General features: G+C 72.9%; 22 protein-coding genes, 1 tRNA gene and 3 pseudogenes. 13 read left to right on the forward strand and 13 right to left on the reverse strand.

What is annotated here, in order from left to right:
• Positions 1-282: transposase (locus UK82_RS18940; RefSeq protein WP_236706128.1), on the forward strand; the 282-nt coding region annotated here is incomplete at both ends.
• A gap of 81 nt (positions 283-363) precedes the next feature.
• Here the strand turns inward: UK82_RS18940 and UK82_RS18945 are convergent.
• Positions 364-791: pseudogene (locus tag UK82_RS18945) on the reverse strand (DDE-type integrase/transposase/recombinase).
• A 151-nt stretch (positions 792-942) separates the two neighbouring features.
• Positions 943-1027: transfer RNA gene (locus UK82_RS18950), tRNA-Leu, on the reverse strand.
• 755 nt (positions 1028-1782) lie between these two features.
• Between UK82_RS18950 and UK82_RS18955 the strand changes: the two genes are divergently transcribed.
• The 3 genes from UK82_RS18955 to UK82_RS18965 all read left to right on the forward strand — a co-directional run bounded on the left by UK82_RS18955 (position 1783) and on the right by UK82_RS18965 (position 6464).
• The gene (locus tag UK82_RS18955; protein WP_044887687.1) at positions 1783-2424 is read left to right on the forward strand and encodes a TetR/AcrR family transcriptional regulator; all 642 of its coding nucleotides are present in this window, start codon (positions 1783-1785) and stop codon (positions 2422-2424) included.
• Positions 2417-4621 (forward strand): squalene--hopene cyclase, encoded by a 2205-nt coding sequence (shc, locus tag UK82_RS18960; RefSeq protein ID WP_055408485.1) that lies wholly within the window; start codon positions 2417-2419, stop codon positions 4619-4621. Before UK82_RS18955 ends, shc begins: the two co-directional genes overlap by 8 nt.
• Before the next feature lie 133 nt (positions 4622-4754).
• The gene (locus UK82_RS18965; RefSeq protein ID WP_055408487.1) at positions 4755-6464 is read left to right on the forward strand and encodes a bifunctional diguanylate cyclase/phosphodiesterase; all 1710 of its coding nucleotides are present in this window, start codon (positions 4755-4757) and stop codon (positions 6462-6464) included.
• On the opposite strand, the gene UK82_RS18970 is transcribed toward UK82_RS18965, so the two are convergent.
• The gene (locus tag UK82_RS18970; protein WP_236706129.1) at positions 6398-6772 is read right to left on the reverse strand and encodes a hypothetical protein; all 375 of its coding nucleotides are present in this window, start codon (positions 6770-6772) and stop codon (positions 6398-6400) included. The two genes, UK82_RS18965 and UK82_RS18970, sit on opposite strands and share 67 nt — an antisense overlap.
• A gap of 8 nt (positions 6773-6780) precedes the next feature.
• Positions 6781-7428, reverse strand: a complete 648-nt coding sequence (locus UK82_RS18975) for an HD domain-containing protein (protein ID WP_055408492.1) — start codon at positions 7426-7428, stop codon at positions 6781-6783.
• A gap of 46 nt (positions 7429-7474) precedes the next feature.
• On the opposite strand from UK82_RS18975, the gene UK82_RS38675 reads away from it, so the two are divergent.
• A partial coding sequence (locus UK82_RS38675; protein ID WP_236706130.1) for a hypothetical protein occupies positions 7475-7681 on the forward strand: 207 nt, incomplete at its 3' end.
• 1 nt (position 7682) lies between these two features.
• Here UK82_RS38675 and UK82_RS18980 read toward each other — a convergent pair.
• Both UK82_RS18980 and UK82_RS18985 read right to left on the reverse strand, forming a co-directional pair.
• A pseudogene (locus UK82_RS18980) lies at positions 7683-8667 on the reverse strand (alcohol dehydrogenase catalytic domain-containing protein); the annotation flags it as partial.
• 74 nt (positions 8668-8741) lie between these two features.
• Entirely contained in the window at positions 8742-9596 is an 855-nt protein-coding gene (locus tag UK82_RS18985; RefSeq protein ID WP_055408496.1) for a bifunctional 2-polyprenyl-6-hydroxyphenol methylase/3-demethylubiquinol 3-O-methyltransferase UbiG, read from the reverse strand.
• A gap of 128 nt (positions 9597-9724) precedes the next feature.
• On the opposite strand from UK82_RS18985, the gene UK82_RS18990 reads away from it, so the two are divergent.
• Positions 9725-10348, forward strand: coding sequence for a TetR/AcrR family transcriptional regulator (locus UK82_RS18990; protein WP_044887681.1), 624 nt, complete (start codon positions 9725-9727; stop codon positions 10346-10348).
• Here UK82_RS18990 and UK82_RS18995 read toward each other — a convergent pair.
• Positions 10311-10868: an AAA family ATPase gene (locus UK82_RS18995; protein WP_044887680.1), complete on the reverse strand. Its 558-nt coding sequence runs from the start codon at positions 10866-10868 to the stop codon at positions 10311-10313. The two genes, UK82_RS18990 and UK82_RS18995, sit on opposite strands and share 38 nt — an antisense overlap.
• A 1137-nt stretch (positions 10869-12005) precedes the next feature.
• Between UK82_RS18995 and UK82_RS19000 the strand changes: the two genes are divergently transcribed.
• The 5 genes and pseudogenes from UK82_RS19000 to UK82_RS42900 all read left to right on the forward strand — a co-directional run.
• Complete coding sequence (locus UK82_RS19000; protein WP_055408498.1) at positions 12006-13205, forward strand: LLM class flavin-dependent oxidoreductase; 1200 nt, start codon at positions 12006-12008, stop codon at positions 13203-13205.
• 239 nt (positions 13206-13444) lie between these two features.
• Complete coding sequence (locus UK82_RS19005; RefSeq protein WP_044887697.1) at positions 13445-15187, forward strand: ABC transporter ATP-binding protein; 1743 nt, start codon at positions 13445-13447, stop codon at positions 15185-15187.
• Positions 15180-17129: an ABC transporter ATP-binding protein gene (locus UK82_RS19010; RefSeq protein WP_055408500.1), complete on the forward strand. Its 1950-nt coding sequence runs from the start codon at positions 15180-15182 to the stop codon at positions 17127-17129. The genes UK82_RS19005 and UK82_RS19010 overlap by 8 nt, the downstream gene beginning before the upstream one ends.
• Positions 17126-18205, forward strand: a 1080-nt coding sequence (locus tag UK82_RS19015) for an LLM class flavin-dependent oxidoreductase (protein ID WP_236706131.1), incomplete at its 3' end; no start/stop codon positions are given. The genes UK82_RS19010 and UK82_RS19015, both read left to right, overlap by 4 nt.
• Position 18206: 1 nt before the next feature.
• Positions 18207-18795, forward strand: a pseudogene (locus UK82_RS42900) (class I SAM-dependent methyltransferase); the annotation flags it as partial.
• 71 nt (positions 18796-18866) lie between these two features.
• Here the strand turns inward: UK82_RS42900 and UK82_RS19025 are convergent.
• On the reverse strand, positions 18867-19271 hold the full coding sequence (locus tag UK82_RS19025) for a PPOX class F420-dependent oxidoreductase (protein WP_044887676.1): 405 nt from the start codon (positions 19269-19271) through the stop codon (positions 18867-18869).
• 417 nt (positions 19272-19688) lie between these two features.
• On the opposite strand from UK82_RS19025, the gene UK82_RS19030 reads away from it, so the two are divergent.
• Entirely contained in the window at positions 19689-20249 is a 561-nt protein-coding gene (locus UK82_RS19030) for an Lsr2 family protein (RefSeq protein ID WP_044887675.1), read from the forward strand.
• 61 nt (positions 20250-20310) lie between these two features.
• Here the strand turns inward: UK82_RS19030 and UK82_RS19035 are convergent, their stop codons facing one another.
• A complete protein-coding gene (locus UK82_RS19035; protein WP_044887674.1) occupies positions 20311-20667 on the reverse strand; it encodes a group 1 truncated hemoglobin in 357 nt (118 codons plus the stop codon).
• Between the two features lie 232 nt (positions 20668-20899).
• The gene (locus UK82_RS19040; protein WP_082122215.1) at positions 20900-21433 is read right to left on the reverse strand and encodes a DUF488 domain-containing protein; all 534 of its coding nucleotides are present in this window, start codon (positions 21431-21433) and stop codon (positions 20900-20902) included.
• A 163-nt stretch (positions 21434-21596) separates the two neighbouring features.
• Here UK82_RS19040 and UK82_RS19045 point away from each other — a divergent pair, with 163 nt between their 5' ends.
• On the forward strand, positions 21597-22451 hold the full coding sequence (locus UK82_RS19045; protein ID WP_055408566.1) for an NAD(P)-dependent oxidoreductase: 855 nt from the start codon (positions 21597-21599) through the stop codon (positions 22449-22451).
• 37 nt (positions 22452-22488) lie between these two features.
• Here UK82_RS19045 and UK82_RS19050 read toward each other — a convergent pair whose 3' ends face one another.
• The 3 genes from UK82_RS19050 to UK82_RS19065 all read right to left on the reverse strand — a co-directional run bounded on the left by UK82_RS19050 (position 22489) and on the right by UK82_RS19065 (position 26496).
• Positions 22489-23517: a hypothetical protein gene (locus tag UK82_RS19050; protein WP_055408505.1), complete on the reverse strand. Its 1029-nt coding sequence runs from the start codon at positions 23515-23517 to the stop codon at positions 22489-22491.
• A gap of 1235 nt (positions 23518-24752) precedes the next feature.
• Entirely contained in the window at positions 24753-25811 is a 1059-nt protein-coding gene (locus UK82_RS19060) for an alpha/beta hydrolase (RefSeq protein WP_055408507.1), read from the reverse strand.
• Positions 25812-25950: 139 nt separating this feature from the next.
• Positions 25951-26496: a MarR family winged helix-turn-helix transcriptional regulator gene (locus UK82_RS19065; protein WP_055408509.1), complete on the reverse strand. Its 546-nt coding sequence runs from the start codon at positions 26494-26496 to the stop codon at positions 25951-25953.
• Positions 26497-26509: the final 13 nt, after the last annotated feature.

Here is a 26509-nt window from a genome sequence, read left to right on the forward strand (position 1 = left end):
GAAGAGCTCCGCGCACTGCTCGCTCTCGCCGGCACCCACCCCGACCGCACCGCGATCTCCCACCGGCTCGCGAGGTTCTACACCTGGTGCGCCGACGCCGACGTCCCCGAGCTCGAACGCCTCGCCACCACCGTCAGCACCTGGTGGACCTGCATCGAAACGTTCCTCCACACCACGATCACCAACGCCGCCAGCGAAGGCTACAACCGCGTCGTCAAACTCGACGCCCGCAACGCCTACGGATACCGCAACCCCACCAACCAGCGCCTACGAACACGCTGCNCAACCACCCGTCGAGCCCGCGGATGCCTCAACCCCGCCTAACTTCGAAGAGCCGGCATGGCAGCGGTCATGGCGAGCCGGTCAGACGGCGGCGGCGAGTTTGGTGAACGCGGCGGCCAGCCGCAGCCGCGTGTCGGTGTCGACGGCGAGCTCGTAGTGGCCGCGGCGGATGTTTTGGACCAAGGGCGTGCCCGGTACTGACCGTCTGGACGGACAGCAGCCGTTTCAACCCGTGCATCGGCCGGAGCCGGGCTTTGAGCCGGCCATGATCGGCTTCGATCCGGGTGTTCTCCTGGCGGCGTCGACGTGACAGGCTTCGGGGAGCAGCTCATCGAGGATCCGTGGATAGGCAGGTGCCTTGTCCGTGGCGACCTCGACCGGCCGGCGCCGATGCCACGCTCGGCGAGAAGCTCCTCGACGTCGCGGTACGACAATGCTCACCGCAGGTACCACTGAACCGCCAGCATGATCGCCTCCGACGGGAACCGGAACCCCACGAACTCCGGCACTGGCATTGGCGGACGGACCACACCCCGACCCATTACTCGATCATGACTGATGGGCAGCTGCGCGACGATGGAATCCACGGGTGTAACAGTGCCGGGGAACTCATGCCAAAGAAAAAACAGCTACCCTTGGTAGCTGTTTGATTACTTAGAGTGTCCGAGGGGGGACTTGAACCCCCACGCCCGATAAAGGGCACTAGCACCTCAAGCTAGCGCGTCTGCCATTCCGCCACCCGGACAGGTGGTCGCGGGGTGTCTCACCCGCGCACGTCTGCGATGTTACACGGTCAGAGCAGGTGTCTGTCGCTACCCCCGGCCACCGGCAGATCAAGGCAACGGGGGCGTGGAACACGTGCCTGCAGCGCCCTCGGCCCCGCCCCTCCGGCCCCTCTCCCCCGATGGCGACCATGACGCCGCTCCCTGTCGATCCGGCAGCAGCGGCTCTGCCGGTCATCGTCGCCGCCGAGCCTGGGGCCGACACGGGCGAGGCACGAGGCGCTGCGGGGAGGGTCGCCGGACGGGGAGCGACCGGCGGAGTCCGACGCCCTCGGGACGGCGTCGGTCGATCAGAGTCGGCACACCATCGGGCGGGTTCCTCATGGAGGTGAATGGCACTGGGGGCTCGTCCTCTCGACGCGGGTACAGGTGATCGGCGCGGACAAGCGCGCAGGAGGCGGCCGGGGCCACGAGGCCCGGCCACGGCGCCCGGCTCCGGTCCGGCCTGGCCTTGGTCCACCAAACCCCCCAGGTCAGCACGCATGCGGGCGCACCCGGCCCGCCTGCGCACACGCCTCGCCACCGGCTCGCCGGGTCGTGGCCGCCCGCTGCCCGCCGCGACTCGCGGCACCGAGCGAGCGTCGGCTGGCGGCGGTGGACAGCGACTGGCGGCGACTGTCACACGGACGCAGTAGGCATCCTTTGCCATGTGGCAGTTCGTGCCATATGTTCCGAGATGTCAGTTTTGGCGCATCGAGATCTTCGGGTGGTTCGGGGGATGTCCGAGCAGCAGACGGAAAGTCTGCGGGAACGCAAGAAGCGCCGCACGCGCCAGTCGATCATCGACGTGGCGCACGCCCTCTTCCATGACAACGGCTACGACACGACCACGGTCGAGGCGATCGCGGCGGGCGCCGACGTGTCCGTCCGCACCTTCTTCCGGTACTTCGCGAACAAGGAAGAGGTGGCCCTCGCACCGCTGGACGAGATGGGCGAGCTCACCCTGACGGCCCTGCGCCGGCGTCCGGCCGACGAGCCGCCGCTCACCGCCCTGCGCGCCGCGGTCATCGACGCCTGGACGATCATGAGCCCGGACGGCGAGTCGCTGCGGCACTACACCGATCATCTGCTGCCGATCGGCAACGCCTCCGCGCTCGCCGGGGCGGTTCAGAACCGGATCGTCGCCCTGGGCGACCGGTTCGCGCTGGAGTTCGTCGAGGGCGACGACCCCGACGGCCCGCAGCCGCGACGCACGGACCTCGACGCCTCGCTGGCCGCCTTCGCGTTCCTCGCCGCCGTGCAGGTCGCCGTGCGCGCCTGGTGCGCCTCGGACAGCACCGATCCCGCGGATCTCGCCGCCACCGCCCTGATCTGCCTGGACAGCCTCGTCATCGAAAGGAACCCCGCACACCGTGCCTGACCTCGAGCTTCGCGATGTCGACCGCGCGGATGGAACGCACCCCGCCCCGGACCCCGGGCGCACGGACACCCTGTCCCAGGACGCGGCGGACGGCCTGCGGGAGACGGTCCAGCGGGCCGCCGAGCATCTGCTCTCCCTCCAGGACCCGCACGGATGGTGGAAGTTCGACCTCGAGACCAATCCGACGATGGACGCCGAGGACCTCCTCCTGCGGGAGTACCTCGGCATCCGCACCGTCGAGCAGACCGAGGCCACCGCGAAGCACATCCGCTCCCGGCGACTCGACGACGGCTCCTGGCCGACCTATTTCGGCGGCCCCGGGGAGCTGTCCACCACGGTCGAGTGCTACATCGCCCTGCGGCTCGCCGGTGACCCCGCCGACGACGAGCCGCTACGGCGCAGCGCCGCGTGGATCCGCGAGCGTGGCGGCATCCCGGCGACCAGGGTTTTCACCCGGATCTGGCTGGCGCTGTTCGGCTGGTGGCGCTGGGAGGATCTACCGGTCCTGCCGCCCGAGATCATGTTCCTTCCCCCGCGGGCGCCGCTGAGCATCTACTCGTTCGCCTCCTGGGCCCGCCAGACCATCGTCCCGCTGACGATCGTCTCAGCGTTGCGCCCCCGGCGCCCGGCGCCGTTCGACCTGGCCGAGCTGGGCGCCGACGAGGTCCCCGACGCCCAGTCCCCCGACACCGCCCAGTCCCCCGCCGCCCGGCCCCCCGCCGGCGGGCGGACGCTGCGGGACGCCGTGCGGCGCCTGGGAGCCGACCGGCCGAACACGGCGAAGGTCTTCTTCCGGGGGCTGGACGCGGCACTGCACCGCTACCACCGCCACCCGGTCGGGCCGCTGCGCCGGCACGCCCTGCGCACCGCGGAACGATGGATCATCGCCCGGCAGGAGGCGGACGGCTGCTTCGGCGGGATCCAGCCGCCCGCCGTCTACTCGATCATCGCGCTGCGCCTGCTCGGCTACGACCTCGACCATCCGGTCCTCGCCGCCGCGCTGCGCTCGCTCGACGCCTACACCCTGCACCGCGAGGACGGCTCCCGCATGGTCGAGGCCTCCCAGTCGCCGATCTGGGACACGGCGTTGGCCGTCCTCGCCCTGGCCGACGCGGGCATCGACGCCCCTGCCGACGTCGACATGACGCCCGCGCTGCCCACCCAGCGGGTCGCGACCGGCGCCCCGGGGCAGCCCGCGACGGTTCCGACAGCGCTGGAACGGGCCGCCGACTGGCTGCTCGGCCAGGAGGTCCAGCACCGCAGAGGTGACTGGGCCGTCGCCCACCCGACCGTCGCGCCGGGCGGTTGGGCGTTCGAGTTCGACAACGACACCTACCCCGACACCGACGACACCGCCGAGGTCGTGCTGGCGCTGCACCGACTGAACCGGCTGCGTCGGCTGCGCCACCCGGCGGGCACAAGGGTCGACGCCGCTCTCGAACGGTCCACGACCTGGCTGTTCGCCCTGCAGTCCCGCGATGGCGGATGGGGGGCCTACGACTCCGACAACGCCAGCACCCTCGTCTACCAGATTCCGTTCGCGGACTTCGGTGCCCTGACCGACCCGTCGTCCGCCGACGTCACCGCGCACGTCGTCGAACTGCTCTGCGAGACGGGACGGATCCGCGACCCGCGCACCCTGCGCGGCGTCGACTGGCTGCTGCGCAACCAGGAGGCCGACGGGTCCTGGTACGGCCGCTGGGGCGTCAACTACGTCTACGGCACCGGCTCGGTGCTGCCCGCCCTGCAGGCCGCGGGGCTCCCGCCGACCCACCCGGCGATGCGGGCGGGCGCGCAGTGGCTGCTGTCGCGGCAGAACCCCGACGGCGGCTGGGGCGAGGACATCCGCTCCTACGGCGACCCGGCGTGGTCCGGCCGCGGGATCTCCACCCCCTCGCAGACGGCCTGGGCGATGCTCGGCCTGCTCGCCGCCGACCACGGCGACACCCACGGCAACGCCTCCGCCCACAGCAGCGCCTCCGCCCACGGCAGCGCCTCCGCCCACGCCGACGCCCTGGCCGGCGCGGCCCGCTGGCTCACCGAGCAGCAACGCCCCGACGGCGGCTGGGACGAGGAGATGTTCACCGGCACCGGCTTCCCGGGCTTCTTCTACCTCAACTACCACGGCTACCGGCTGGTGTGGCCCGTCATGGCCCTCGGCCGCTACCTGCACAGCCGCCAGCACCCGTCCGACTGACCTCCCGGACCGCCGGGCGGCCAGCTCCGCACACACCGTCACGTCATCACTAAATGCACACATCTGCTTACCGCCCAGGCGCCCGGGTACGACGAGACCCGATAGCAACGCACTGGTAGGTAGGTGGACAGTCATGCCCCTGGATGTGCAGCCGGATCTCATCGAGATTCTGGACATCGCGGTCGTCGAGGCGACCGTGCGGGATCACCGCATCCGCCGGGCCAACGCGGCCGCCTGCGCCCTGTTCGGCCGGCCCGAGGCCGAGGTCGTCGGCCTGGACTGGGAGAAGATCACCACCCCGGCGGACCATGCCCGCCTCCACGCGCAGATCCGCTTCCGCCAGGCCAGCGGCCGACGCCGGGAACGGATGATGGTCCGCCTGCTGCAGCCGGACGGCGACCTGCGCCACGCCCTGGCCACCATCGTGCTGCGGACCGATCCCGACGGCGAGGAGTACTTCGTCGTCCATCTCCAGGACGTGTCCGAGGAGATCGCCGCCCAGGACCGGCTGCGGCTCATCGTGGAGAACACGCCGGTGTCGATGTTCCTGATCGACCGCGGCGGGCGGGTCCTCGTCAGCGAGGGGACCGTCAGTCCGGAGGCGGCCGCCGGGCTGGCGGAGGCGCGGGCGTCGTCCATCTTCACGTCGTTCGCCTACCTGCCGGAGGCGACGTCACTCATGCGGCGGGCGCTCGACGGGCAGCGCGTCCACCAGGTCATCGAGGCGTTCGGCCGCCGCCTCGACGTGCATCTCGTGCCCATCCCGGGGCCCGGCGGCCGGGTGACCTCCGTCGCCTCCGTGGCCAGCGACGTCACCGACCTGCACCTCGCGCTGGCCAGCGTGCGGGCCCGGTCCGCCGAGCAGGCGGTCGTCGCCGATCTGGGCCGCCGCGCCCTGGAGGCGCGCGAGTCGGCCGAGCTGTGGCAGCGGGCGGTCACGGCGCTGGCGGACCATCTCGGCGCCGACCTGGTGCGGGCCTACGGTATCGACGCGGACGGGAAGCGGGTCGGCCCGCTCGCCCGCGAGGATCGGCGCGAACCGGAGGTCCCGACCGGAACGCAGCGGGATCCGCCGCGCTCCGCCGCCGGCTGGGTGACGGTGCCGGTCGGCCGCCCCGATCGACCGCTGGCAATGATCGAACTGCACCGGGCGCCGCTGGGCGAGCAGGAACGCGAGTTCGTCCATGCGGTCACCGCGGTGCTCGGTTCGGCCGCCCTGCGCTTCCGGATGGAAGCCGAGATCCGCCACCGGTCGCTGCATGACGGGCTCACCGGCCTGCCGAACCGCACCGCACTGCTCGACCGCCTCGGCCGGGCACTGCGCCGAGCCGACCACGACGGACGGCGGGTCGGGGTGCTCTTCGTCGACCTCGACGGCTTCAAGGCGATCAACGACACCCTTGGTCACCAGGCCGGCGACGACCTGCTGCGCACCACGGCCGCCCGGCTGTCCCACGCCGTGCGGCCCGGCGACGTGGCCGGACGCCTCGCCGGCGACGAGTTCGCCGTCCTGTGCGAGGACGTCGACGGCACCGCCGACCTCGAGGCGATCGCCGACCGGGTGGTGACCGCACTCGCGGCACCGGTCCGGCTGTGCGACCGCCCCGTCACGCTGACCGGGAGCGTCGGACTGGCCCTGTCAAACCCGGACCTTGCCGACGCCGAGACCCTGCTGAACGCCGCCGACATCGCCATGTACACGGCGAAGCGCAACGGTCCCGGCCAGCGCCTGGCCTATGCCACCGGGATGCGGACCCCGGTGGCGGCGAGCACGCGTCAGAAGTTGACGCGTGACCAGCTGAAGACGGCCGGGGCCGACGGGTCGATGCTGAGCTTGAGATAGTCGTTCGCCTGGCCGCTGCCATCGACGACGATCCGCGTCACGTTCGGGACCTCAAGGTCCTTCGGTGCCAGCGGATGGATGCCGTAGAGCGGATCCGTGCGGGTGAACGGATGGTCGACCCGGAAGACGTGCGAGTCGCCCTCCAGGAGGAGCACCGGCTTGCCGAAGTGGCCGGCGAGGGTGCCGATCCGCTTCACGATGGCGTCGTAGCCGGTCAGGCCGTCCCCGCCCGCGGCCAGCGCGCTGGTGTCCCACATGTCCGCCTGCAGGAGCAGCGCGACGCCGGCAGCGGGCCCGCGGGGTGGCATCACCGGCGTTATTCGGGCCACGGGGAGTCGAGGATGGTGTCGACGAAGTCGCGGCGGCGGAAGCCGGGCAGGTAGTGCGCGAGGACGTCCGCCTTGACATTGCCGAAGGTGGTGTCCGGCCTGGGCGCGATGCCGTCGGTGAAGGCGCGCAGGATACGACGTTTGAAGTCCGGCCGGGGGTGCAGCTCGGTGATCGCGTCCCGGTCGGCGTCGCTGACGTCGTGGTAGCCGATTCCGAGCACGTCGTACTCCACCCCGGCGGTGAGCAGGGCGACCTCGGGCTCCATGAACTCCGGGATGCCCGGGGTGGTGTGCAGGGCGATGGCCGTCCACACCCGCCGGATGCTGTCCTCGGGCATCCCGTGCCCGTGCAGGAAACGGCGTGCCTCGTCGGCACTGTCCACCTCGAAACGCCGGCCGCTGCGGCGGAACCCCTCGTTGAGACCGAGATCGTGGAACATCGCCGCGACGTAGAGCAGCTCCGGGTCGAAGCTCAGCCCGCGGCGGCGGCCCTGCAGGCCGGCGAAGCAGTAGACCCGCCGCGAGTGGTGGTAGATCAGGTCGTCGGTGGCGTCGCGCACCAGCTCGGTGGCCTGCGCGGCCAGGCTCGTGTCGGGTACGGCAACGCCGGCGAGCGGCACGGTGCTGCTGGTCATGGTGACTCCCCCCGGGTCGATGGCTGACCGTTGTCGGTCGAGCATCGTGGAGGTACCCGGGGCGACGGCCGCAGGAACGGCCCGGGGAGGCGGCCGCAAGGAACGGCCGGGGGACGCGGCCGACGACCGCCGGGACACCAGCGGCGTCAGCCTCTCCCCGCGTCGCCGGGTCAGCTCGCCGGGTCAGCTCGCCGAGTCCGCCAGGACGATGACCGCGCGGCCGAAGATCTTGCCGGCCTCGAGGTCGTCGAACNCCTGCAGGCCGTCGTCGAAGCTGTACCGGCTGAGGTTGGCGGTGATCCGACCGGTCCGGGCCAGCGCCACCAGGTCGTGGAGATCCTGATGGTTCCCGCTGTAGGGGCGGGTGAGCGACGCGCCCCACGGCAGGGAGACCGACGTCTGCGAGGTCTCGAACGAGAAGACCCCGTCGCTGAGGCCCGGCACCCGGATGGCGCCGTAGGGCGCGACGACGGCGCCCGACAGCGCGAGGGTCTGGTTGTTGCCGACCAGATCCAGGACGACGTCGGCACCGTAACCACCGGTGACCGCCAGGACCTTCGCGGCGACCTCGGGATCGTCGGAGCGCAGCGCGTGGTCGACCTTCTCCCGGACGGCGGCGAGCGACGCGTCCCTGATGTCCAGGGCGATGATCTGCGCCGCGGTGAGTTCCCGCAGGAGCGCGACCGCGAACTGCCCAAGGCCGCCGATCCCGATGACCACCGCCGTGGACCCGGGGCCGAGCAGGTCGAGAGTGGCCCTGATGGAGTGGTAGGGCACGAGGCCCGCGTCGGCGAGCACGGCGGCGAAGGCGGGGTCCAGACCATCGGCCGGGACCAGCGCGGAGGCGTTCACGGCAACGTAGTCGGCCATTCCGCCGTTCACGGAGACCCCGGGCGTCGGGGCCGGATGAAGTCGGTTCCCGGTGTTGCGGCAGGCGTTCTCCTGACCGGCGATACACATCCGACACACGCCGCAGGACCAGACCGGATGTACGATCACCTGGGAACCCGGCGAGAAATGCGGGAAACCGTCGGCGATGTCGACGATCTCACCGGCGATTTCATGGCCCAGAATCGTCCCGTCGGGAATCATCTGTTCAGCCGATTTCCGGACGTGGATATCGGTCTGACACACGCCGGCGGCCGCGACCTTGACGAGGGCCTGACCAGCACCGATGATGGGCTTCGGGACCTCGACCTGGCGGACGTCCCGCACCCCGGCAAACTGTATTGCGCGCACGAACTTCTCCCTGAGGTATTTCGGCCGCCATTTCCGACCGGCGCATGAACACCGGAGAAAACGAGCCGATACACTTATTCTGGGCAGCCAGGACGACTGTACGCCTTCGCCGTGTCGGTGCGCGCCGCGGTGATCACCACGGCGGTGTAGCGCATCGGGAAGGCGCCGCCGACCGCGTCGACGGCGGCGCCGAGGCCCGCCAGCAGCCGGGCCAGAGTGGCCGGCGAGAACGCGCTGTGGCCGCCGAAGGTGGGCACCTGATCCAACCACTCGTCCCGGGTGTAGGACTGCTCCCGGTCGAACCGCCACTGCTCCGGCTCGCCGAACGCGCCCGACCGGCGGATCCCGTCGGCGGCCCTGGCGAGCAACGTCGAGTAGCCGTCCGGGCCGGGCATCGCCCGGTGGTAGAGCAACGCGTCGGGCAGCACCCGGCGGTAGACGGCGGAGAAGGCCGCCGCCAGGCCGGCCGGCGGCTGGCCCGCGTTCCAGAACACCGCCAGCCGACCGCCGGGCCGCAGCACCTGCGCGGCCCTGCTCGCTCCCGCGACCGGATCCACCCAGTGCCAGGTCTGTCCCGCGATGACCGTGTCGAAGGTGCGGCCGGCGGGATCCCAGGCTTCGAACGCCGCCACCTCGGCCTCGATCCCGCTGCGCCGCGCCCACTGCGCCATCCGCGCATCCACGTCGACCCCGAGCACCCGGCAGCCGGCCGCGCGGAACTGCCGGGCGGCGATGCCGGTCCCGCAGCCGACGTCGAGGAGATCGGGCCCGGTACCGGCCGCCACGATCCGGCGCACCAGGGCCTCGGGGTAGCGGGGGCGGGTCCGGTCGTAACGATCGGGGTCGGCGCCGAACGACTCCGCCATCGGTCGGTGGCGGTGTGGCTCCTGGTCGGAAGGACGCGCCGACCCAGAAGGTAGAGTGGGCATGCGCCCACTCTAATGGGCGCATGCCCACTCGACAATCGCGCCGAGCCCCGTCACGAGCGGTCCACCCCAAACGGCCCGGCGCATGCAGCCCGCCGCACGCAGCCCGCCGCAAGCAGGAGGATGAGACGATGCCGACCGGAGTGGCCCTGCGCGACGTGCGCGAGCAGCTCTTCGACGCGGCCGAACGCGTCCTGCTGCGCGACGGGCCGAACGCGCTGACGAGTCGAGCGGTCACCACCGAGGCGGGCTGCGCCAAGGGCGTCCTGCACCGGCACTTCGCCGACTTCGACGCCTTCCTCGCCGAACTCGTACGCGACCGCGTCGCCCGAATCATCCGGCAGGGCGCCGACCTGCGCGAACGCGCCGGGACCGGCACCGTCGCCAGCAACCTCACGGCCGCGCTGACGGACCTGTTCGGCTCGCTCGCGCTGGCAGTCGTCGGCCTCGTCACCGCCCGCGACGAGCTGCGCGCCGCCCTGCGCCGGACCGGAACGGCCGGCGTCCCCGTCCTGACGGAGGCCACCGCGATGGTCGCCGCCTACCTCGCCGCCGAGCGCGACCTCGGCCGCCTCACCGCGGACGCCGACACCGACACGCTCGCGCTCATGCTGATCGGCGGCGGCCACCTGTTCTTCGCCGGCCGGGACGGCACTCCCCCGGACCCTGACGCCGTCCGCAAGGTCGTGACCACGGCCATCGCCAGCGCCACCCGCTTCAGTTCTCCGGCTGGGGGGGCAGTCGCTGGAGGATGAACGCGACGCGGGAGTCAGGGTCGGTTCTGGGCAGACTGATCAGGCGGTAGCCGTGGCGGGTGTAAGCCTCGGCCATTGCGTCGTGGGTACGGACGGCCTCGTCGAAATCCTGGGTGCGTTCGCGGTCACGCGTGTAGATCTCGGGCCAGGGCGGCGCGAGAAAGACCCGGCGGTGGTAGCGGAACTTCTGCGCGGCGGCGGTCACATGTGCCGGAATCGGCTGGCCGAGCAGCAGATAGTAGCCGACCACGTCGGGGATGCCCCGGTCGAAGAAAACCGTCCCTGCCTGCCGGGTGGCCTCGCGGTGGGAGCACATATCCCACGACAGCATGAGCTCGGCGAACAGCAAAGAATCCGCCTCGTGGCGGGCCTGACCACCAACGGTGATCTGATCCTGGAGAATACGCCTGCCGGCTTCGGGGATGCAGGGGAACCCTCGCCGCTGGAGCTCGTCGACGAGGGTGGTCTTACCGGCTCCGGGGCCGCCGGTGATGACGACGAAGTCGTCGGATGTACTCACGGTGCTCGGATCTCCTTGGGCGGGTGCATGCGAAGGCGGCGGATCCCCTGGTGTGATGCCTGGGAAACCGCCGCACCAGGGGATGTACCTGGCTGGGTCAGCGCGATGACGCCGTTGCCACGCGGGGCATCGGCCAAGCGGTGAGAATGCTGGACGCGACCACGGCGCCGCGCTGTCCGCGGGCGGTACCGGTCAACCGGCAGAGCGCCTCAGCGGCCTACTGGCCGGCGGGCAGAGTCGCGATGTCATCGGCGACGATCGGGTTTCCACGATCATATCCGGAAGGCCGGTACGCGGGCCCCGGTTCCGCGGCGCACCATGATCGCCGACGGCGAGACAGGATCAGGGCACGTGATGCGGTTCCGCGGAACAGCCTGATCGCCGGTGGCGACGCCGGTGGTCGGCAGCCGATCCGGCCGCCCGTCCAGGGTGTAGGCCTGCTCCCACCAGCGCCGGCCGATTCGATCGATGACGAATCCCGATCGGTGCGATCGCGGATAGGCGTTGGACAGCCCAACAAGTTCCCATCATCCTGACAAACATGTCAGGGAATCTGGGTGGGAACGCGGGCGGGCTGGTTGCAGTGCGCGCACGCCGCCCGGCGCGCATGGCCGCCCCGGCGCGGGTGCTCACCCGCCGGCGGTTCGTCGATTACGGGATCCTCGCGTCCGCCTGCTGTCGCCCCTGCTGATCGGGCCCCCTTCCGCCCCTGCCCGTCCGGCCATCCCTGCCCGTCCGGCCATCCCTGCCCGTCCGGCCATCCCGGTCCGCCCGCCGGCCCCGGCGTCCCCTGCCCGGTCCTGGCCCGCACGTCAGCCACGTCACCGACCTCAACCGCCCCCACCCGGGCGATGTCCGACCGTGCGCTCGGCGCCGGGGCGCAGGCCCGGGCCGGCCGGTCCCGCGAAGCACCTCCGCCCTGACCGGGCCGGCGCCCCGGGCCACTGCGACCCGATCCCCTGGTCGGACCTGTTCCAACGCTCCCTGCGCGCGACAGCGCCTCGATCCCGCACGCGACGGCCTTCCGCGTGCCCGGAAGCGATCAGACGGACGAACCACGACGACGACGACCCGCGGGGACGACCACGCCCCGGCTCCGGCCCGACCTCGTACGACAGCTTCGAAAGGACTGGCGCAATGACCAACCCCGCCGCGATCCCCGAGACCGCGTCCCCGCAGGTCGAGTTCATCAGCCTGTCGCACCTCAACCCGTCGACCGAGCTGAACCCGCTGCCGAGCCGCGGCATCGACCTGCCGTACTTCAAGAAGTACGTGCGTGCCCTCGAGGAGTCCGGCTACGACTACACCCTGCTGCCCTACGGCTCGAACAGCGCCGACTCCTTCGTCCTCGCCTCGGCCGTCGGCCAGCTCACCGAGCGCCTGCGGCCCATCGTCGCGCTGCGGCCGAACACGACGTTCCCGCTGGTGGCGGCGCAGAAGCTCGCGACCCTCGACCAGCTCACCGAGGGCCGCGCCGTCGTCCACCTCATCTCCGGGGGCAACGACGCCGAGCAGGCCCGCCAGGGCGACTACCTGCCCAAGGACCGCCGCTACGCGCGCACGTCGGAGTTCATCGACCTGCTGCGCCGTGCCTGGACCGAGACCAGCCCATTCAGCCACGAGGGCGAGTTCTACAAGTTCGACGAGTTCGGCCCCGGCTTCGCGCCGTACGGCACCACCATCCCGATCTCGATCGGCGGGCAGTCCGACGCCGCGTTCGGCGTCGGCGGCGCCAAGGCGGACATCTTCAGCTTCTGGGGCGAGCCGCTGGCCGACCTGCGCAAGGAGATCGACCGGGTCAACGGCATCGCCGCCGCGGCCGGCCGCACCGACCGTCCGCGCATCTGGGTGACCTTCCGCCCGATCATCGCCCGGACCGACGAGCTGGCCTGGCGCAAGGCGTTCGACTACGCCGCCCGGATCGAACAGACCTTCAACGCCGGGCCGGCCCGCGCCTTCCTCAAGGGCGCCCCGCAGAACGTCGGCTCGCAGCGCGCCCTCGCGTTCGCCGCGAAGTCCGAGGTCTACGACCGCGCGCTGTGGACCCGCACCGCGGCCGCGACCGGCGGGCTGGGCGCGTCGACCGCGCTGGTGGGCAGCCCGGAGACCGTCGCCGCCGCGATCCTCGACTACGTCGACCAGGGCGCGAGCCTGGTGTCGATCCGCGGCTACGACACCCTCGCGGACGCCGTCGACTACGGCCGCCACGTCCTGCCGCTGGTCCGCCAGGAGATCGCGCACCGGGCGGCCACCGGGCAGCGCGGCGCCCTCCAGGACGCCCACCCCGGCGCCCTCGCCCCCGGCTTCGACGCTGCCGCCCTCGCCGGCGCCCACTGAGGCGACGGGCACGCGACGAGCAGGCGACGAGCAGGCAGCGACGGACGGGCAGGCGATGACCGACCGGCAGGCGATGACGGTGAGGAAAGTGGTTCGACGATGACGGCGGCGGTGGCGGTCGTCCGCGGACGGGTCGACCGCCACCGCGGCCCGGCCCGGGAGCACGGGTGACGCGGGGACGCGACGGGCGGGAGCGGGTCCGAGGCGGGGCCGGGACGTTCTGGGTGGGGCTGCGCACGATGCTGGACGGCTCCGTCGCGCATCCGAGGGCGGCCGTGGTCGGCGCCGTCACCGGCGTCGTCAACGGGGTCACCATGATCTTCTCCGCGGCGGCGATCGGCTGGGCGACGGACCATCTGATCGTCCCCGCCTTTGCCGGCGGCCACGTCGGCCGCGCCACCTGGTGGATGGCCGCGGGCGCGATCCTCGGCGTGTCCACCGTGCGCTGGACGACGATCCTCGTGCGGGGCATCGCCACCGGCCACGTCCAGTACGGCTCGCAGGCCCGCATCCGCCGCGCCGTCGTCCGCCGCTACCTCGAGCTGGATCTGTCGTGGCACCGCCGGCACGCGCCCGGCCGCCTGCTGTCGACCGCCGTGTCCGACGTGGACGCCCTGTGGTCACCGATGGTCGTCTGGTATTTCGCGCTCGGCATGGTCGTCATGCTGGTCGTCGCGATCGGCCAGATGTTCCGTCACGACCTGGCGCTCGGGCTTGTCGGCGTCGCCCTCGTCGGGTCCGTCCTCGGTCTGAACCTGCTGTACCAGCGCCTGCTCGCCGCCCGCGCCCGGGCCGTGCAGGACAGCCGCGGCGAGTTCGCCACCCTCGCCCTGGAGAGCATCGAGGGCGCCCAGGTCGTGCGGACGCTGGGCCTCGCCGACCGCGAACGCGCCCGCGTCGGCGCCGCCGCGGATCGGCTGCGCCGCGCCACCACCTCGATGGGCGCCGTCAGCTCACTGTTCGACCCGATCCTGGAGCTGCTGCCGACCGGCGCGATCCTCGCCGTCCTCGTCGTCGGATCCCGGCGGGTCGCAAGCGGCGACCTCAGCGTCGGCGTGCTCGTCGAGATCGTCTACCTGCTGCTCACCATCTCCATCCCGCTCGCCGTCATCAGCCGCTTCCTGGGCATGCTGCCCCTGTCGGCGGCCGGACGGTCCCGGATCGCCGCTGTCCTCGGCTCCACCGAGACCACCGACTACGGGACCCGTGCCCTGCCCAGTGCGGGCCCGCTGGGGCTGGCCGCGCGGGGTGTCGGGCACGTCCAAGGCGGGCGGCACCTGCTTGCGGACATCGATCTGGAGATCTCCCCCGGCGAGATCGTCGCGCTGGTGGGTGCGACCGGCGCGGGCAAGTCGACCCTGCTGGACCTGCTCGGTCGGCTCGTCGACCCGGCCGAGGGGGTTGTCGAGATCGGCGGGATCCGCGCTCCCGAGCTCGCCCACGGGCAGATCCGCGCGCACCTCGCCGTGGTGTCGCAGACCCCGTGGATGGCCGGCGACAGCATCCGCGCGAACCTGCACCTCGACGGCCACCCCCGCGAGCGTCGCCCCTACTCCGATGCCGAGCTCTGGCGGGCACTCGGCGCCGCCGGGGCCGACACGCTGGTGCGCGACCTGCCCAACGGGTTGGACACCCGGGTCGGCGAGCGCGGCACCCGACTGTCCGGCGGCCAGCGTCAGCGCCTGTGCCTGGCCCGCGCCCTGCTGCGCGCGCCGCGCGCCATCCTGCTCGACGACGCCACCTCCGCCCTCGACCCGGCCGTGGAACGCGAGGTGCTCGCCGCCGTGGCGGGCCTGCGCGGGCACACCACCGTGCTCATCGTCGGCGGACGCCCCAGCTCGGTGCTGGTCGCCGACCGGGTCGCCTTCCTGCGCGCGGGCCGGCTCGTCGCCGTGGGGACCCACGCCGAGCTGCTCGACGCCGAGCCCGACTACCGGCGGATCCTGCAGGCCTACGGAACGGCGGAGGCGATCCATGGCTGACCGCGGCCGCGACGGCCGGCAGCCCACCGAGCCTGAACCCACCGAGCCTGAACCCGCCGAGCCTGAGCCCGCCGAGCCTGGGCTCGCCGACCTGGGCTCGGTCGGGGCGCGCGAGCTCGCCCGCCTGGTCCGGTCGACCACCCCCGTGGTGACGGCCGGCCTGCCGCTGACCCTGCTGCTGGCGGTCGTCGCCGGCGCCGGGCGCATCGTGACCGCGTTGACCGTCCAGTACGCCCTCGACCACGGCCTGCTCAGCCCGGACCGCGGCGCGACCGACGTCGTCGCGCACGCCGTGCTCGTCGGCGCGGCGGCCACCGTCGCGGCGATCCTCGCCTCCTGGTGGCTCAACCAGCGGCTCTACCGGCGCACGGAGGCCGCCCTCGCCGAGCTGCGCACGGGCGGCATCGCCCGCATCCACGAGATCGCCCCGGAGACGTTCGCGGGACTCTCCGGTGCCGATCTCGTCACCCGCCTGACCAGCGACTCCGAGGCGGTCACGACCTTCGTCCAGAACGGCGGCGTCCTGCTGCTCGTCAACGTCACCCAGATGATCATCGCTGGGGCCCTCGTGGCGCTCTACTCCTGGCAGCTCGCACTGCCCGTGCTGGGCCTGGCGGCATTGCTGTTCGTCGGCATGCGTCGCCTGCAGATGCTCGTCGCCCGTCGCTACGCCGCCGTGCGCACGAGCGTCTCGGCCCTGCAGTCCACCGTCGGCGAGGCCGTCAGCGGCATCGGGGTCATCCGCTCGACAGGCACCGAGGAGCGGACCCGGCTCGGCCTCGACCGGGCCGTCGAGGCCACCGCGGCGGCCCAGCGCCGCACCCTCGTGCCGCTGCACATCAACACCGCCCTCGGCGAGGTCGCCATCTCGGTCATGACCGTGTTCGTCGTCGTCGCCGGGACCCGCTGGTCGACCGCGCACACCCGGTGGGAACCGGCGCTGCACCTGTCCGCGGGCGAGCTGGTCGCCATGCTCCTGCTCGTCACCTTCTTCGTCCGCCCCCTGCAGGCCCTCGTGCAGAACCTGGGGGAGATCCAGAACGCGGTCGTGGGCTGGCGGCGCGCGCTGGAGATTTTCGCGACGCCGTCGGGCGTGGTCGACGGCGCCGACGCCCGCGAGCTGCCCGCCGGGCCGATCGGGGTCGAGCTGGCCGACGTCGCCGCCGCCTACGGGACGGGCCCGCTGGTCGTGGAGCACCTGACGGTCGCCATCTCCCCCGGCGAGCACGTCGCCGTGGTCGGCGAGACCGGCTCCGGCAAGAGCACCCTCGCCAAGCTGCTGACCCGCCAGATCTCGGCGAGCCGCGGCCTCGTCCTGCTCGGCGGCGTCCCCGTCGGCCGGGTGTCGGAGGCGTCGTTCCAGCGTCGCGTCGCCATCGTCCCGCAGGACCCGTTCCTGTTCGACGCCACCATCGCCGAGAACATCGGCGTCGGGGTGCGCGGCGACTCCGGCGTGCTCGGCGACTCCGGCGTGCTCGACGAGATCGTCTCCTCGCTCGGCCTGCGCCCGTGGCTCGACACGCTGCCGGACGGCCTCGACACCCGCGTCGGGGTCCGGGGGGAGCGCCTGTCGGCCGGTGAGCGCCAGCTCGTCGCCCTCGCCCGCACCGCGCTGGTCGACCCCGACCTGCTCGTGCTCGACGAGGCGACCAGCGGCGTGGACCCCGCCACCGACGTCCGGATCCAGCGCGCGCTCGCCGTGCTCACGGTCGGGCGCACCACCGTCTCGATCGCCCACCGGATGGTGACGGCCGAACACGCCGACCGCGTCCTCGTCCTCGACCGCGGGCGCCTGGTCCAGAGCGGACGCCACGCCGACCTCGTCGCCGTCCCCGGCCGCTACGCCGAGCTGCACGCCGCCTGGGTCGGGCACGTCGAGCACACCGCCGCCGGCGCCGAACCCCACGAGACCGTTTCCTGGCAGAAGGAGAGCACCCCGTGACAGCCCCCGCGACCGTCACCGCCGCCGTCGACACGGCAGGCACGCCCACGCCACCCCGGCCACGCCGGCTCCGGCTCGGCTTCAACGCGCGGATCGCCTTCCCGACCGGGCAGGCCGGCGCCGCCCTGCGCGACGGCATCGAGCTGTTCCGCGTCGCCGAGCAGCTCGGCTACGACGCCGGCTGGGTCTACCAGCGCCACTTCGACAACTACCTCGCCGCTCCGATGGTGTTCCACGCCGCCGTCGCGCAGCACACCGAGCGCATCGGCCTCGGCACGGCCATCATCGGCGTCCGCTACGAGGATCCCGTGCTGCTGGCCGAGGCCGCCGGCACGGCCGACCTGCTCAGCGCGGGACGGCTACAGCTCGGCCTCGGGACCGGCCAGGGCGGCTTCGACGCCGTCTTCGGCCAGGCGCCGAACGACGGTCGCGCGCAGTCCCAGGACCGGCTCGCGGCGTTCCTGCGCGCCGTGCGCGGCGAGCGGATCGGCGAGATCACCGACCCCGAGGGGCTGCTCCCCGTGGGCACCGAGCTGTTCGTCCGCCCGACGAGCCCGACCCTGCCCGAGCGCATCTGGTACGGCGGCGGTTCGGTCGCCTCCGCCGAGCGGGTCGGCCGCCAGGGGCTGCGGCTGCTGCTGAGCACCATCCTCAGCGGGCAGATCGACGACTACGGCGCGGAGCTCGCTCGGGCCATCGAGGCCTACCGCGGCGCCCACCCCGGGACGTCGCCGTCGCGCGTCGCCGTCGCGCGCTCGGTGCTGCCCGCCACCACCCCCGAGCTCGCCCGCGTCTACGCGGCCTACGACGCCGAGCGGCGCACCCAGGGGCCCGCCGCCTCCCGGCCGGCGGGGGCATTGGCCCCCGTCGCGGCCCCCACCTCCCGGTTCACGATGAGCCCGGTGCACCACGGCGACCCCGCCGCCGTCGTCGACGAGCTGCTCGCGGATCCGAGCGTCCCGCTCGCCGACGAGCTCATCGCGTTCCTGCCGCCCGCGTTCGGGCTGCGGGAGAACCTGCGGCTGCTCGAGGATCTCGCCGAAACCGTCGCCCCCCACCTCGGCTGGACCCCGGCCNCCCCCGCCACGGCCGGCTGACCATCGTCGGCAAGACCGGGAGCCTGCCGCGGCTCGCCGGGTGGTTCGAGGACTGGCCGCTGCCGCGGGAGCCGTTCGACGTGGTACTCGCCGCGACCGCGTTTCACTGGATCGACCCGGCCGTGCGGGTCGAGAAGGCGGCGGCGGCGCTGTGTCCCGGCGGCGCGCTGGCCACCGTCGCGACCAACCACATAGCCGGTGGCACCGAGCGGTTCTTCGTCGAGGTGCAGAACTGCTACGAGCGCTTCGATCCGACGACCCCGTCGAATCTCCGGCTGCGGACCGCCGACGAGATCGCCGAGGACGACGAGGACGACGAGGACGACGAGGAGATCATTCGGTCCGGCCGTTTCGACGAGGCCGTCTTCCTTCGTTACGAGTGGGAGCTGTCCTGCACGGGCGCGGAGTACCTCGACGTCCTGCGCACCTATTCGGGACATCGCGCCCTGGAACCCGCCGCCCGACGCGGGCTGCTGCGCTGTATCGCCGACCTGATCGAGCGTGACTATCGGGGCAGCATCACCAAGCGCTATCTCACGGAGTTGCGGGTGGCGCGCCGCCGGAAGTGACCCCGCGCGGCAGCCGGACGAGCGGAGGATCGCAGGATCGGCCGCCGGGCGGAGGTCTGCGGGCTGCTCGCTCAGCCGAGGACGACGACGCGCCGCGGATGCAGCACGGCGGTGGTCCGCTCGGAGTCCAGGACGCTGAACCGGGCGAAGTCGACGCTGTACCGGTCGGTGATGCGGTGCAGGACGGTCTTGTCCGGGTCGGGCACGAGCTCGACGTCGGCGCGGATCTCCAGGGTGCGTCCCGAGTTGGCGGGGTCGACCAGGAACAGGGTGGCCACCGGGTTCCGGCGCAGGTTCACCAGCTTCCGCCGGGTACTGATCATCGATACCTTGACCGTGGGTCCGTCGGGCAGATACCAGACCGCGGTCGCCTGCGGCCGGCCGTCGGCGCCGATCGTGACGAAGACGGCGGTCAGGGGAGAGTCGAGCAGGTCGCGGTGGGAGGCCGGAAACTCGGCCGTCTCGGGTGTGCTCACCCCTGTATGCCTACCCGCTCGGCCCACCACGTCGGACGGCGGGTCCCGGCCAGCGGGGTCCCTCGGCGGGTTCCTCGGGACTCCGCTCCCCAGATCCGGCGCAGCCCTCGCGCGGGGCTTCCCTCCCCGACGTTCCCGGCGACGCGCCGCCGGCCGATCGGCGGCCATCCGGCCGGCACGCGACCGCCGGGCGGGACGATGCCACATTCAGGCGCGCTCCACACAATATTTATCGGGCATAGGTCTGCCGTATGCACCCATAGTGAATGACCCGGGCGGCCGGCGAACTCGGTCGAATCCGGTCGGCACCGCGCGCGAGGCCGCGGAGATGCACGGTTTGCCAGGCACCTGCGACCCCACTAAGCTGCCATCAAAGCCCCAATAGCGGGCACCCGGACAAGGAATGAGGCGACCTTGATGGCGCGCGAGGTAATTTCACTCATAAATGTGTGGTGCGACAACGTCGGCCGCCACGCCCAGGACAGGGTCGCCGCGACACAGACGGCGGCTCTGGCGTATGACGGAAGGCTCGTCCGGCTGGACCTGTGCGACGAATGCCGCGACGAGGTGGCGTCCGTGCTCGGCGAATACGCGGAATACGGTGAGACGGTCGACGTCGCCCGTAACACCAAGATCGACACGGCGTGGACGGCGGTGGAGCAGAACGACGCCATCACCGCCACGGAGGCCACGGGCGAGGGCCGCCGTCCAACGCCCGTCCGCACGAAGGCCCGTCGCCCCCACCAGAGCACAACCGTCAGCGAGGTCCGCGCATGGCTGCGAGACCACGCCGACGAGCACGGGCTGACCGTGCCGGAACGGGGGCCGCGGCTGTCCAGCGAGCTCAAGGCCGCCTACGACCGGGGGCACGGCTGGGACCAGATCGACGGAGCCTGGCGCCCGGCGCCGCCCGCGGCCGACACAGAGGCTGCGGCTGGTAGGGAAACCGCGGGCACCGAGCACCCCGGCCGGGACTGACCGGCGGTGGTTTCTCCGCCCGGTCTGCCCGCGGCACCCCTGTTCCGCCCTGGACCGGCCGCTACGAGGCGGTCACGATGTCGCCACGCAGCGGGCCGAGAACCGCGGCGATCTTGCCTGCGGCCTCGGCCGGGACGCCGGCGCTGGCGAAGGCCGCGAGCAGGTGGGCCACCACACCGTCGAACTGGGCGTCGGCGACCCCGAGGGAGGCGTGGACCTGGGACATCGCGTCGCCCTGGTAGATCTCGGGACCGCCGAGCGCCGCGCCGATGAACTCCCGCTGGCTCGCCTTGAGGCTGGCCAGGTCCCGGCCCTCGAAGAACCGGACGAGGTCCGGGTCGGCCAGCACCCGGACGTAGAACTCGTCAACCGCGGCCTTCACGGCCTTCGCGCCACCAATATCCTGGTAGATACTCATCAGAGATCTCCCTTTCGCAGGAGTGGCCCGATCCGAGATCGGTGACCACGATTTGCCGCATGGCTGCGCCGCTTACTATCCGACGGGTTCACTGAACCCCAGGAGAATCCCTCGACCCCAGGGCCGGATGGTCACGCGGCGAAGAAGGACGGCAGGCCGAAACGGGTCGCCCGGCTCCTTCCGCCGGTTCGTCGGGACACGCTTCCCCCGCTGGTTACTGCAGGGAACCCCGTCACTGGGCGAACAGGGTGCCGGCGTCGTAGACGAGGAGACCGTCGTCGCGCCGGCGCACGCCGGCGGTCGGGCGGTGCGGGTCGAGGCGGCCGTCGTGGTGCAGGTGGGACACCTGGCCGCAGCGGGCGAGCGTGACGAAGTCGGCGATCATCCGGCGGTGGCAACGCCACCATAGCGTCTCCGCGCACATCACCGCCGTGCGGATCGTCGCCGCCTCGGCGAGCAGCTCATCGACCGCCCCGCCGAATGCGGCCGAGCGCATCCAGGCCGCGTAGCCGGCGAACGACCGGTTCACCAGCGCGACATCCGGGGAGTCCGCCGGGGCCCGGCGCCGGCCGCCCAGGCGTGGCTCCCAGCGGTACCGCACCCCGGCCGCGGGCAGCCACCGCTCGATGTTGCCCCGCGCCACCTGCGGGTTGTGCCGGCTCCCCGGCGCCGACCGCACATCCACCAGCAGCGCGACGCCCGCCTCGCGCAGAAGCCCGGCCAGCCGGTCCGCGGCCAGCGTGCCATGGCCGACGGAGAGCAGCACCGGCACCGGATCCACCCTCCCGGTGTACCCGCCAGGGCGGGGCCTCCGGACGTCGGGATAGCGGATGATGGCGTCGACGCCCCGTCGGTGCGAGCCGGGCATGCCGACAGGGGGCAGGCGGGCCCGTCGACGACGAGAGGTGCAGAAGAACATGGTTGAACGGATGTCGCCAGCGGACGCAGCGGGGTCGGGGGCCTTATCCCCCGTCGGGTTCGTCGGGGCCGGTTCCATGGGGGCACCGATGATCGAACGCCTGCTCGCGGCCGGCGTGCCTGTGCACCTGTATGCCCGCCGGGCCGAGGTCCGGGCCAGGTTCGCCGGGCTGGGCGCGGTCGTCGAGCCCTCGCTGGCCGCGGTGGCCGCCGCGGCCGAGGTGCTGATCGTGTGCCCCTTCTCCGCGATCCAGCTCGCCGAGATCGTCGGCGGGCCGGACGGTCTGCTCGCCCACGCCACGCCCGGCTCCGTCGTCGTACAGCACGCCACCGTGCCGACCGCGGCCATCCGACAGCTCGCCGCGGACGCGGCCACGCGCGACGTCACCGTGCTCGACGCCCCGATCAGCGGAACGTCCGCGACCATCCTCGCCGGCCGGCTCACCGTGCTGATCGGCGGGACCGCCGCGGCGGCCGACCGCGTCGAGCCGCTGCTGGCCGCCTACGCCTCGACGATCGTGCGGACCGGCGAGGTCGGCTCCGCCACCACCGTCAAGCTCATCAACAACCTGACCTTCGCGGCGCACGCCCAGACCGCGGCCGCCGCCGTCCAGCTCGGCGAGAAGCTCGGCATCCGCAGCGGCGACCTGCTCACCGCCATCACCGCCTGCAGTGCCGACAGCGCGGTGTTCCGTCACCTGCAGGCCATCGGGGGCGTCGAGGAGTTCCTCGCCATGGCCGGCCCGTACCTGCGCAAGGACGTGGCCGCGGTGGAGGAGGTCACCGCCGCGCTCGGCCTCGACACCGGCATCCTCGGCGAGGTCGTGCAGTCCGGCCCCCTGCCGCTGACCGCCTCCCGCCTGTAGGCCGACCGGCCGACCGGCGGCCATCCTGCGATGGCGCTCAGGCCGGGTGGAAGGTCACCGCGACGGGGCGGGCGCCGCGGGGGTCGTCCGTGCGGCGGGCGAGGTCACGGTCGAAGACCCGCCCGACGGAGTTGCCGGCCAGATCCTCCAGGACCGGGTCGACGACGAGGCGGTGCGGGCCGGGCGCCCAGCCGTGCCGCGGGGCCAGCCGCCACGACCGCTCCTCGGCGCCGACGTCCGCGACGCCGTCGACGGGCCGGCCCTCGGGCCCGACGACGCGCAGGCAGCGGGCGACCAGGCCGTGGTCGAGCGGGCGGCCGAACCCGACCTGAAGCGGTGCGGTGGTGCCGATGGGCGGGACGCGCAGGGTCCAGGCGTGCGGGTCGACGTGGCGGCGTTCGTCGTCGCCGACCTGGTAGCGCCGCTCGACCCCGGCCCGCAGCCGGCGGCCGCGGGCGTCGCGGAACCCGTCGTCGACCACCAGCCGGAACGGTGCGCCGGACCGCAGCGGGTAGCCAGCCTCGCGGTGCGGGGCGAGACCCCGCTTGATCCGCGCCGGGTCGAGCAGGACGGTGAGCCGGCGCCGGCCGGCGTCCCACAGCTCCTGCTCGGTTGCCAACAGCGCCCCGGCCAGGACGTCGCCGTCATCGTCGACGAGCCGCACGTGGCCCGCCGCCTGGCCCTCGCTCATCGGCGCGCTGAACCAGAGGTAGCCGCGCAGCAGGTTACGTGGCACCGTCGCCGCGCTCGGGTGGATCGCGAGCACCTCGGTGGTGGCCGCGTCGTCGGCGCCGGCGCGGGTCAGCTCGGCCACGACGGCGCCGTCGACGGTGACGACGTACGCGGTGCCGTCGAGGAAGGGGAACCGCGGCAGGAAGCAGGTGTCGGGGCCGTCGCGCAGCAGCCGCCCGGCCGTCGGCGGGGCGGTGCCGAGCGCCACGGCGGTGGCTGGGTGGATCCGCACCTGCGCAGCCGGCCCCGTCAGTCCGGCCAGTCCGGCCAGCCGGATGCAGTCCGCCCCGCCGTGCCGCGACCACGACACGGCGACCCCGCCACGGTCGACCACCCCGGTCTACAGAGAGGCGGACTTCAGCGAGCGCAGGTGCCGGCGCCCGTCGGGGTCGGTCTGCAGGGCCAGCACGTGCTCGCCGTCGAGGTTCGCGAGCCTGGTGATGCCCTGCAGATCCGCGGTCTCCCGCGGCACCCCGACCGGCTCGGTGGGCTCGGTCAGCGGGGCCTGGGCGTCGATGTCGCGGCGAGCGATCTTGATCAGGCCGTGCGAGGTGTTCGCGACGAGCAGGTACTCCTCGCCGCCCTGGACGAAGGAGACCATGTCCAGCGGCTGGTTCATCGCGCCGAGCTCGGCGACGGNGCGCCCGACCACCTTGGTGCCCGGGGCCAGCTCGGCCAGCGGGAAGTGCACGACCGGCGTGCAGGTGTAGCTGGCGAGGATGGCGCGGCCGCCGTCGAAGGGCACGAACGTGCGGATCGGCGCCGCCGTCTCCCACTTCCCGTGCGAGACGTGGAAGATCTCCAGATTGTTGCCCGCCGCATCGGCACCGTCCGTGAACGGGAACGGGATCCGCCTCAGCTTGGAGGAGAACTCCTCGTTGGACAGGCCGGCGACCAGCAGCGCCCCGTCCACATACGCGATGTCGGTGACCGTCGCGGTGCGGATCGGGCGGCGCAGGATGCGGATCGTGCGGGAGCCGACCGTGATCTGTTCGCCCTCGTCGCCGAGGGGCAGGATGACGTCGACGCGCTCGTCGTCGGGGGCCGGGGCGTCGGCGATCGTCACCGACGCGACCGGAACGTCGGTGAGCGGCACGTCGCTGATCGAGGCGTCCGCCCGGTCGATGCGCACCAGCACCGCCTGAGCCTGCTCGCCGTGGCCGCGCTGGACCGACAGATAGATGTTGCCCGAGTCGGGGTGGACGGCGAGGTCGCGGATGGAGATGTCGGCCGCGTCGCCGCCCAGCAGAGAGCCGACCCGCGCGTCGACGTCGGTCAGGTCGAACGGTCCCGACCCGGCCGTGCGGCCGCCCGGGTCGGCGACGTCGACCGCGTAAACGGTCGCCGCCGCGTTGTCGGCGAGGAACAGGATCCCCGCCGGGCCGAAGGTGATCGGGCCCGCCGAGCCGAGCTCCGCCCGGCCGACCCGCAGTCCGTATTCGGTCACGTTGATCTCCTCGATCTCGTCGGGTCGGGATGGGACGCCGGCGCCACCTTCACAACCTTGTCCACCGGCGAACTGTTCCATCGACGTCGTGCTACGGGCGTACTGCGAGCGTGCTACGGGCGTCAGGCGGCGGTCAGCAGGCGTCGTAGCCAGTTCAGCCGGGCGGCGGCGCACTCCTGGGAGATCCGTGCCTGCGGCGCGAACAGGGTGAAGCCGTGGAAGCCGCCGGGCCAGACATGCAGCTCCGTCTGCACCCCGGCCCGCAGCAGACGGGTGGCGTAGTCGATGTCCTCGTCGCGGAACGTCTCGGCGGAGCCGACGTCGACGAACGCCGGCGGCAGGCCGGCCAGGTCGTCGGCCCGCGCCGGCGCCGCGTAGGGGGAGACGTCCGGTCCGCCGACGCCGTCGCCGAGCAGGGCCGCCCAGCCCGTCCGGTTCGACGTGCCGTCCCAGACCCCGAGCCCGGCCATCTGCACGGTGGACGGCGTGCCACCGCGGTCGTCGAGCATCGGGCACATCAGGAGCTGGCCGGCCAGCGCCGGGCCGCCGCGGTCGCGAGCGAGCAGCGCCGTCGCCGCCGCGAGGCCGCCGCCGGCGCTGGTACCGGCGAGGACGACCCGCCCGGAGGCCACGCCCAGCTCGCCGGCATGCGCGGCCGTCCACAGCAGGCCCGCGTAGCAGTCCTCGACCGGCGCCGGGTGCGGGTGCTCCGGGGCCAGCCGGTACTCGACCGAGACGACGACGAGGTGCAGGGCCTCGGCCCAGTCGAGGATCTCCGCCACGCCGGCGCGGTTGTCGCCCAGGATCATGCCGCCGCCGTGCAGGTGGTAGACGACCGCCGCCGGCGTCGCAGTCGCCGTCGGCCGGCAGACGAGCAGGCCGACCTGGGGCGCACCGGCCGGGCCGGGCACGGACAGCTCCTCCACCGTGAACGCTCCGCCGCGGCGGAGCTCCTCGTCGGGAACGGACGGCGCCGAGGCGGCCCGTAACCTCGGCAGCATCTCGGGGGTGATCGACGGGGTGAGGAACCTCGCGAGCGGCTCGAGGGCCGCCGCCAGCTCCGGGTCGAACGGCGGCGGCGGGCCGACAGCGGTGCCAGGGGTGGCAGTGCTGGCAGTGCTGGCAGGGGTGGCAGGGGTGGCAGCGGCAGGTGACGATAGCGGCGGGTTGCTGACGGTCATCTGCTCTCCTGCTCACCGGATGGCCGGATGGGATGCCGGCAGCCGAGCCGGCGGCAACGGGCGGTCAGGACCACCGTACGCAGCAGGCGCGGCAGGCGCGGCACTTCTCATCGCCGAACGGCCGGCCGGAGCCCGGCCCTCACAGGCAGGGGCCGGATGCGGCCGTGGAGTCCGCGAGCCGGGTGAGCAACGCGCGCAGCAGGCGCTGCTCGTCCAGGCTGAACGCGGCGAGCAGCCGGGCCTCGGCCTCGTCGCGGGCCGCGGCGATGCGCGCCTGCAGCCGCCGCCCCGCCGCGGTGACCTCGGGGATGCGGGCGCGCCGATCGCGCGGGTCGAGGCGGCGAACGACGAGCTCGTCGCCTTCGAGCCGATCCAGCAGCGACGTCAGCGTGGTCTTGTCGACGCCGAGCTCCCGGCCGAGCTGGAGCTGGGTGCGGCCGCTCTCGACGCCGAGCGCGGTCAGCACGATCCAGTCGCGCACGCCGGCGAGGCCGTGCCCGCGGGCGACCGTGTCGAGCTCTCCCCGCATACGCGCGGCCGCCCGGTTCAGCAACCAGGTGAGGTCCGCGGGCTGCGACTCGGCGAGCTGGGACCCGGCGAGCTGGGACCCGGCGGCCCGGTCCACACCAGGCTTCGCCGACGGCTCCACCAGCAGCTTCGCGGAGGGAGACGACGGTGCGGACACAGGTGCGATCCTA

The sequence above is a fragment of the Frankia sp. ACN1ag genome, assembly GCF_001414035.1.
GTDB classification, from domain to species: domain Bacteria; phylum Actinomycetota; class Actinomycetes; order Frankiales; family Frankiaceae; genus Frankia; species Frankia torreyi.

Coding starts and splice junctions, on each gene's coding strand:
- UK82_RS18955 (WP_044887687.1), top strand. CDS start 1,783: ATGTCCGAGCAGCAGACGGAAAGTCTGCGGGAACGCAAGAAGCGCCGC.
- UK82_RS18965 (WP_055408487.1), top strand. CDS start 4,755: ATGCCCCTGGATGTGCAGCCGGATCTCATCGAGATTCTGGACATCGCG.
- UK82_RS18970 (WP_236706129.1), bottom strand. CDS start 6,772: ATGCCACCCCGCGGGCCCGCTGCCGGCGTCGCGCTGCTCCTGCAGGCG.
- UK82_RS18975 (WP_055408492.1), bottom strand. CDS start 7,428: ATGACCAGCAGCACCGTGCCGCTCGCCGGCGTTGCCGTACCCGACACG.
- UK82_RS18985 (WP_055408496.1), bottom strand. CDS start 9,596: ATGCCCACTCTACCTTCTGGGTCGGCGCGTCCTTCCGACCAGGAGCCA.
- UK82_RS18990 (WP_044887681.1), top strand. CDS start 9,725: ATGCCGACCGGAGTGGCCCTGCGCGACGTGCGCGAGCAGCTCTTCGAC.
- UK82_RS19000 (WP_055408498.1), top strand. CDS start 12,006: ATGACCAACCCCGCCGCGATCCCCGAGACCGCGTCCCCGCAGGTCGAG.
- UK82_RS19005 (WP_044887697.1), top strand. CDS start 13,445: ATGCTGGACGGCTCCGTCGCGCATCCGAGGGCGGCCGTGGTCGGCGCC.
- UK82_RS19010 (WP_055408500.1), top strand. CDS start 15,180: ATGGCTGACCGCGGCCGCGACGGCCGGCAGCCCACCGAGCCTGAACCC.
- UK82_RS19030 (WP_044887675.1), top strand. CDS start 19,689: ATGGCGCGCGAGGTAATTTCACTCATAAATGTGTGGTGCGACAACGTC.
- UK82_RS19035 (WP_044887674.1), bottom strand. CDS start 20,667: ATGAGTATCTACCAGGATATTGGTGGCGCGAAGGCCGTGAAGGCCGCG.
- UK82_RS19045 (WP_055408566.1), top strand. CDS start 21,597: ATGTCGCCAGCGGACGCAGCGGGGTCGGGGGCCTTATCCCCCGTCGGG.
- UK82_RS19060 (WP_055408507.1), bottom strand. CDS start 25,811: ATGACCGTCAGCAACCCGCCGCTATCGTCACCTGCCGCTGCCACCCCT.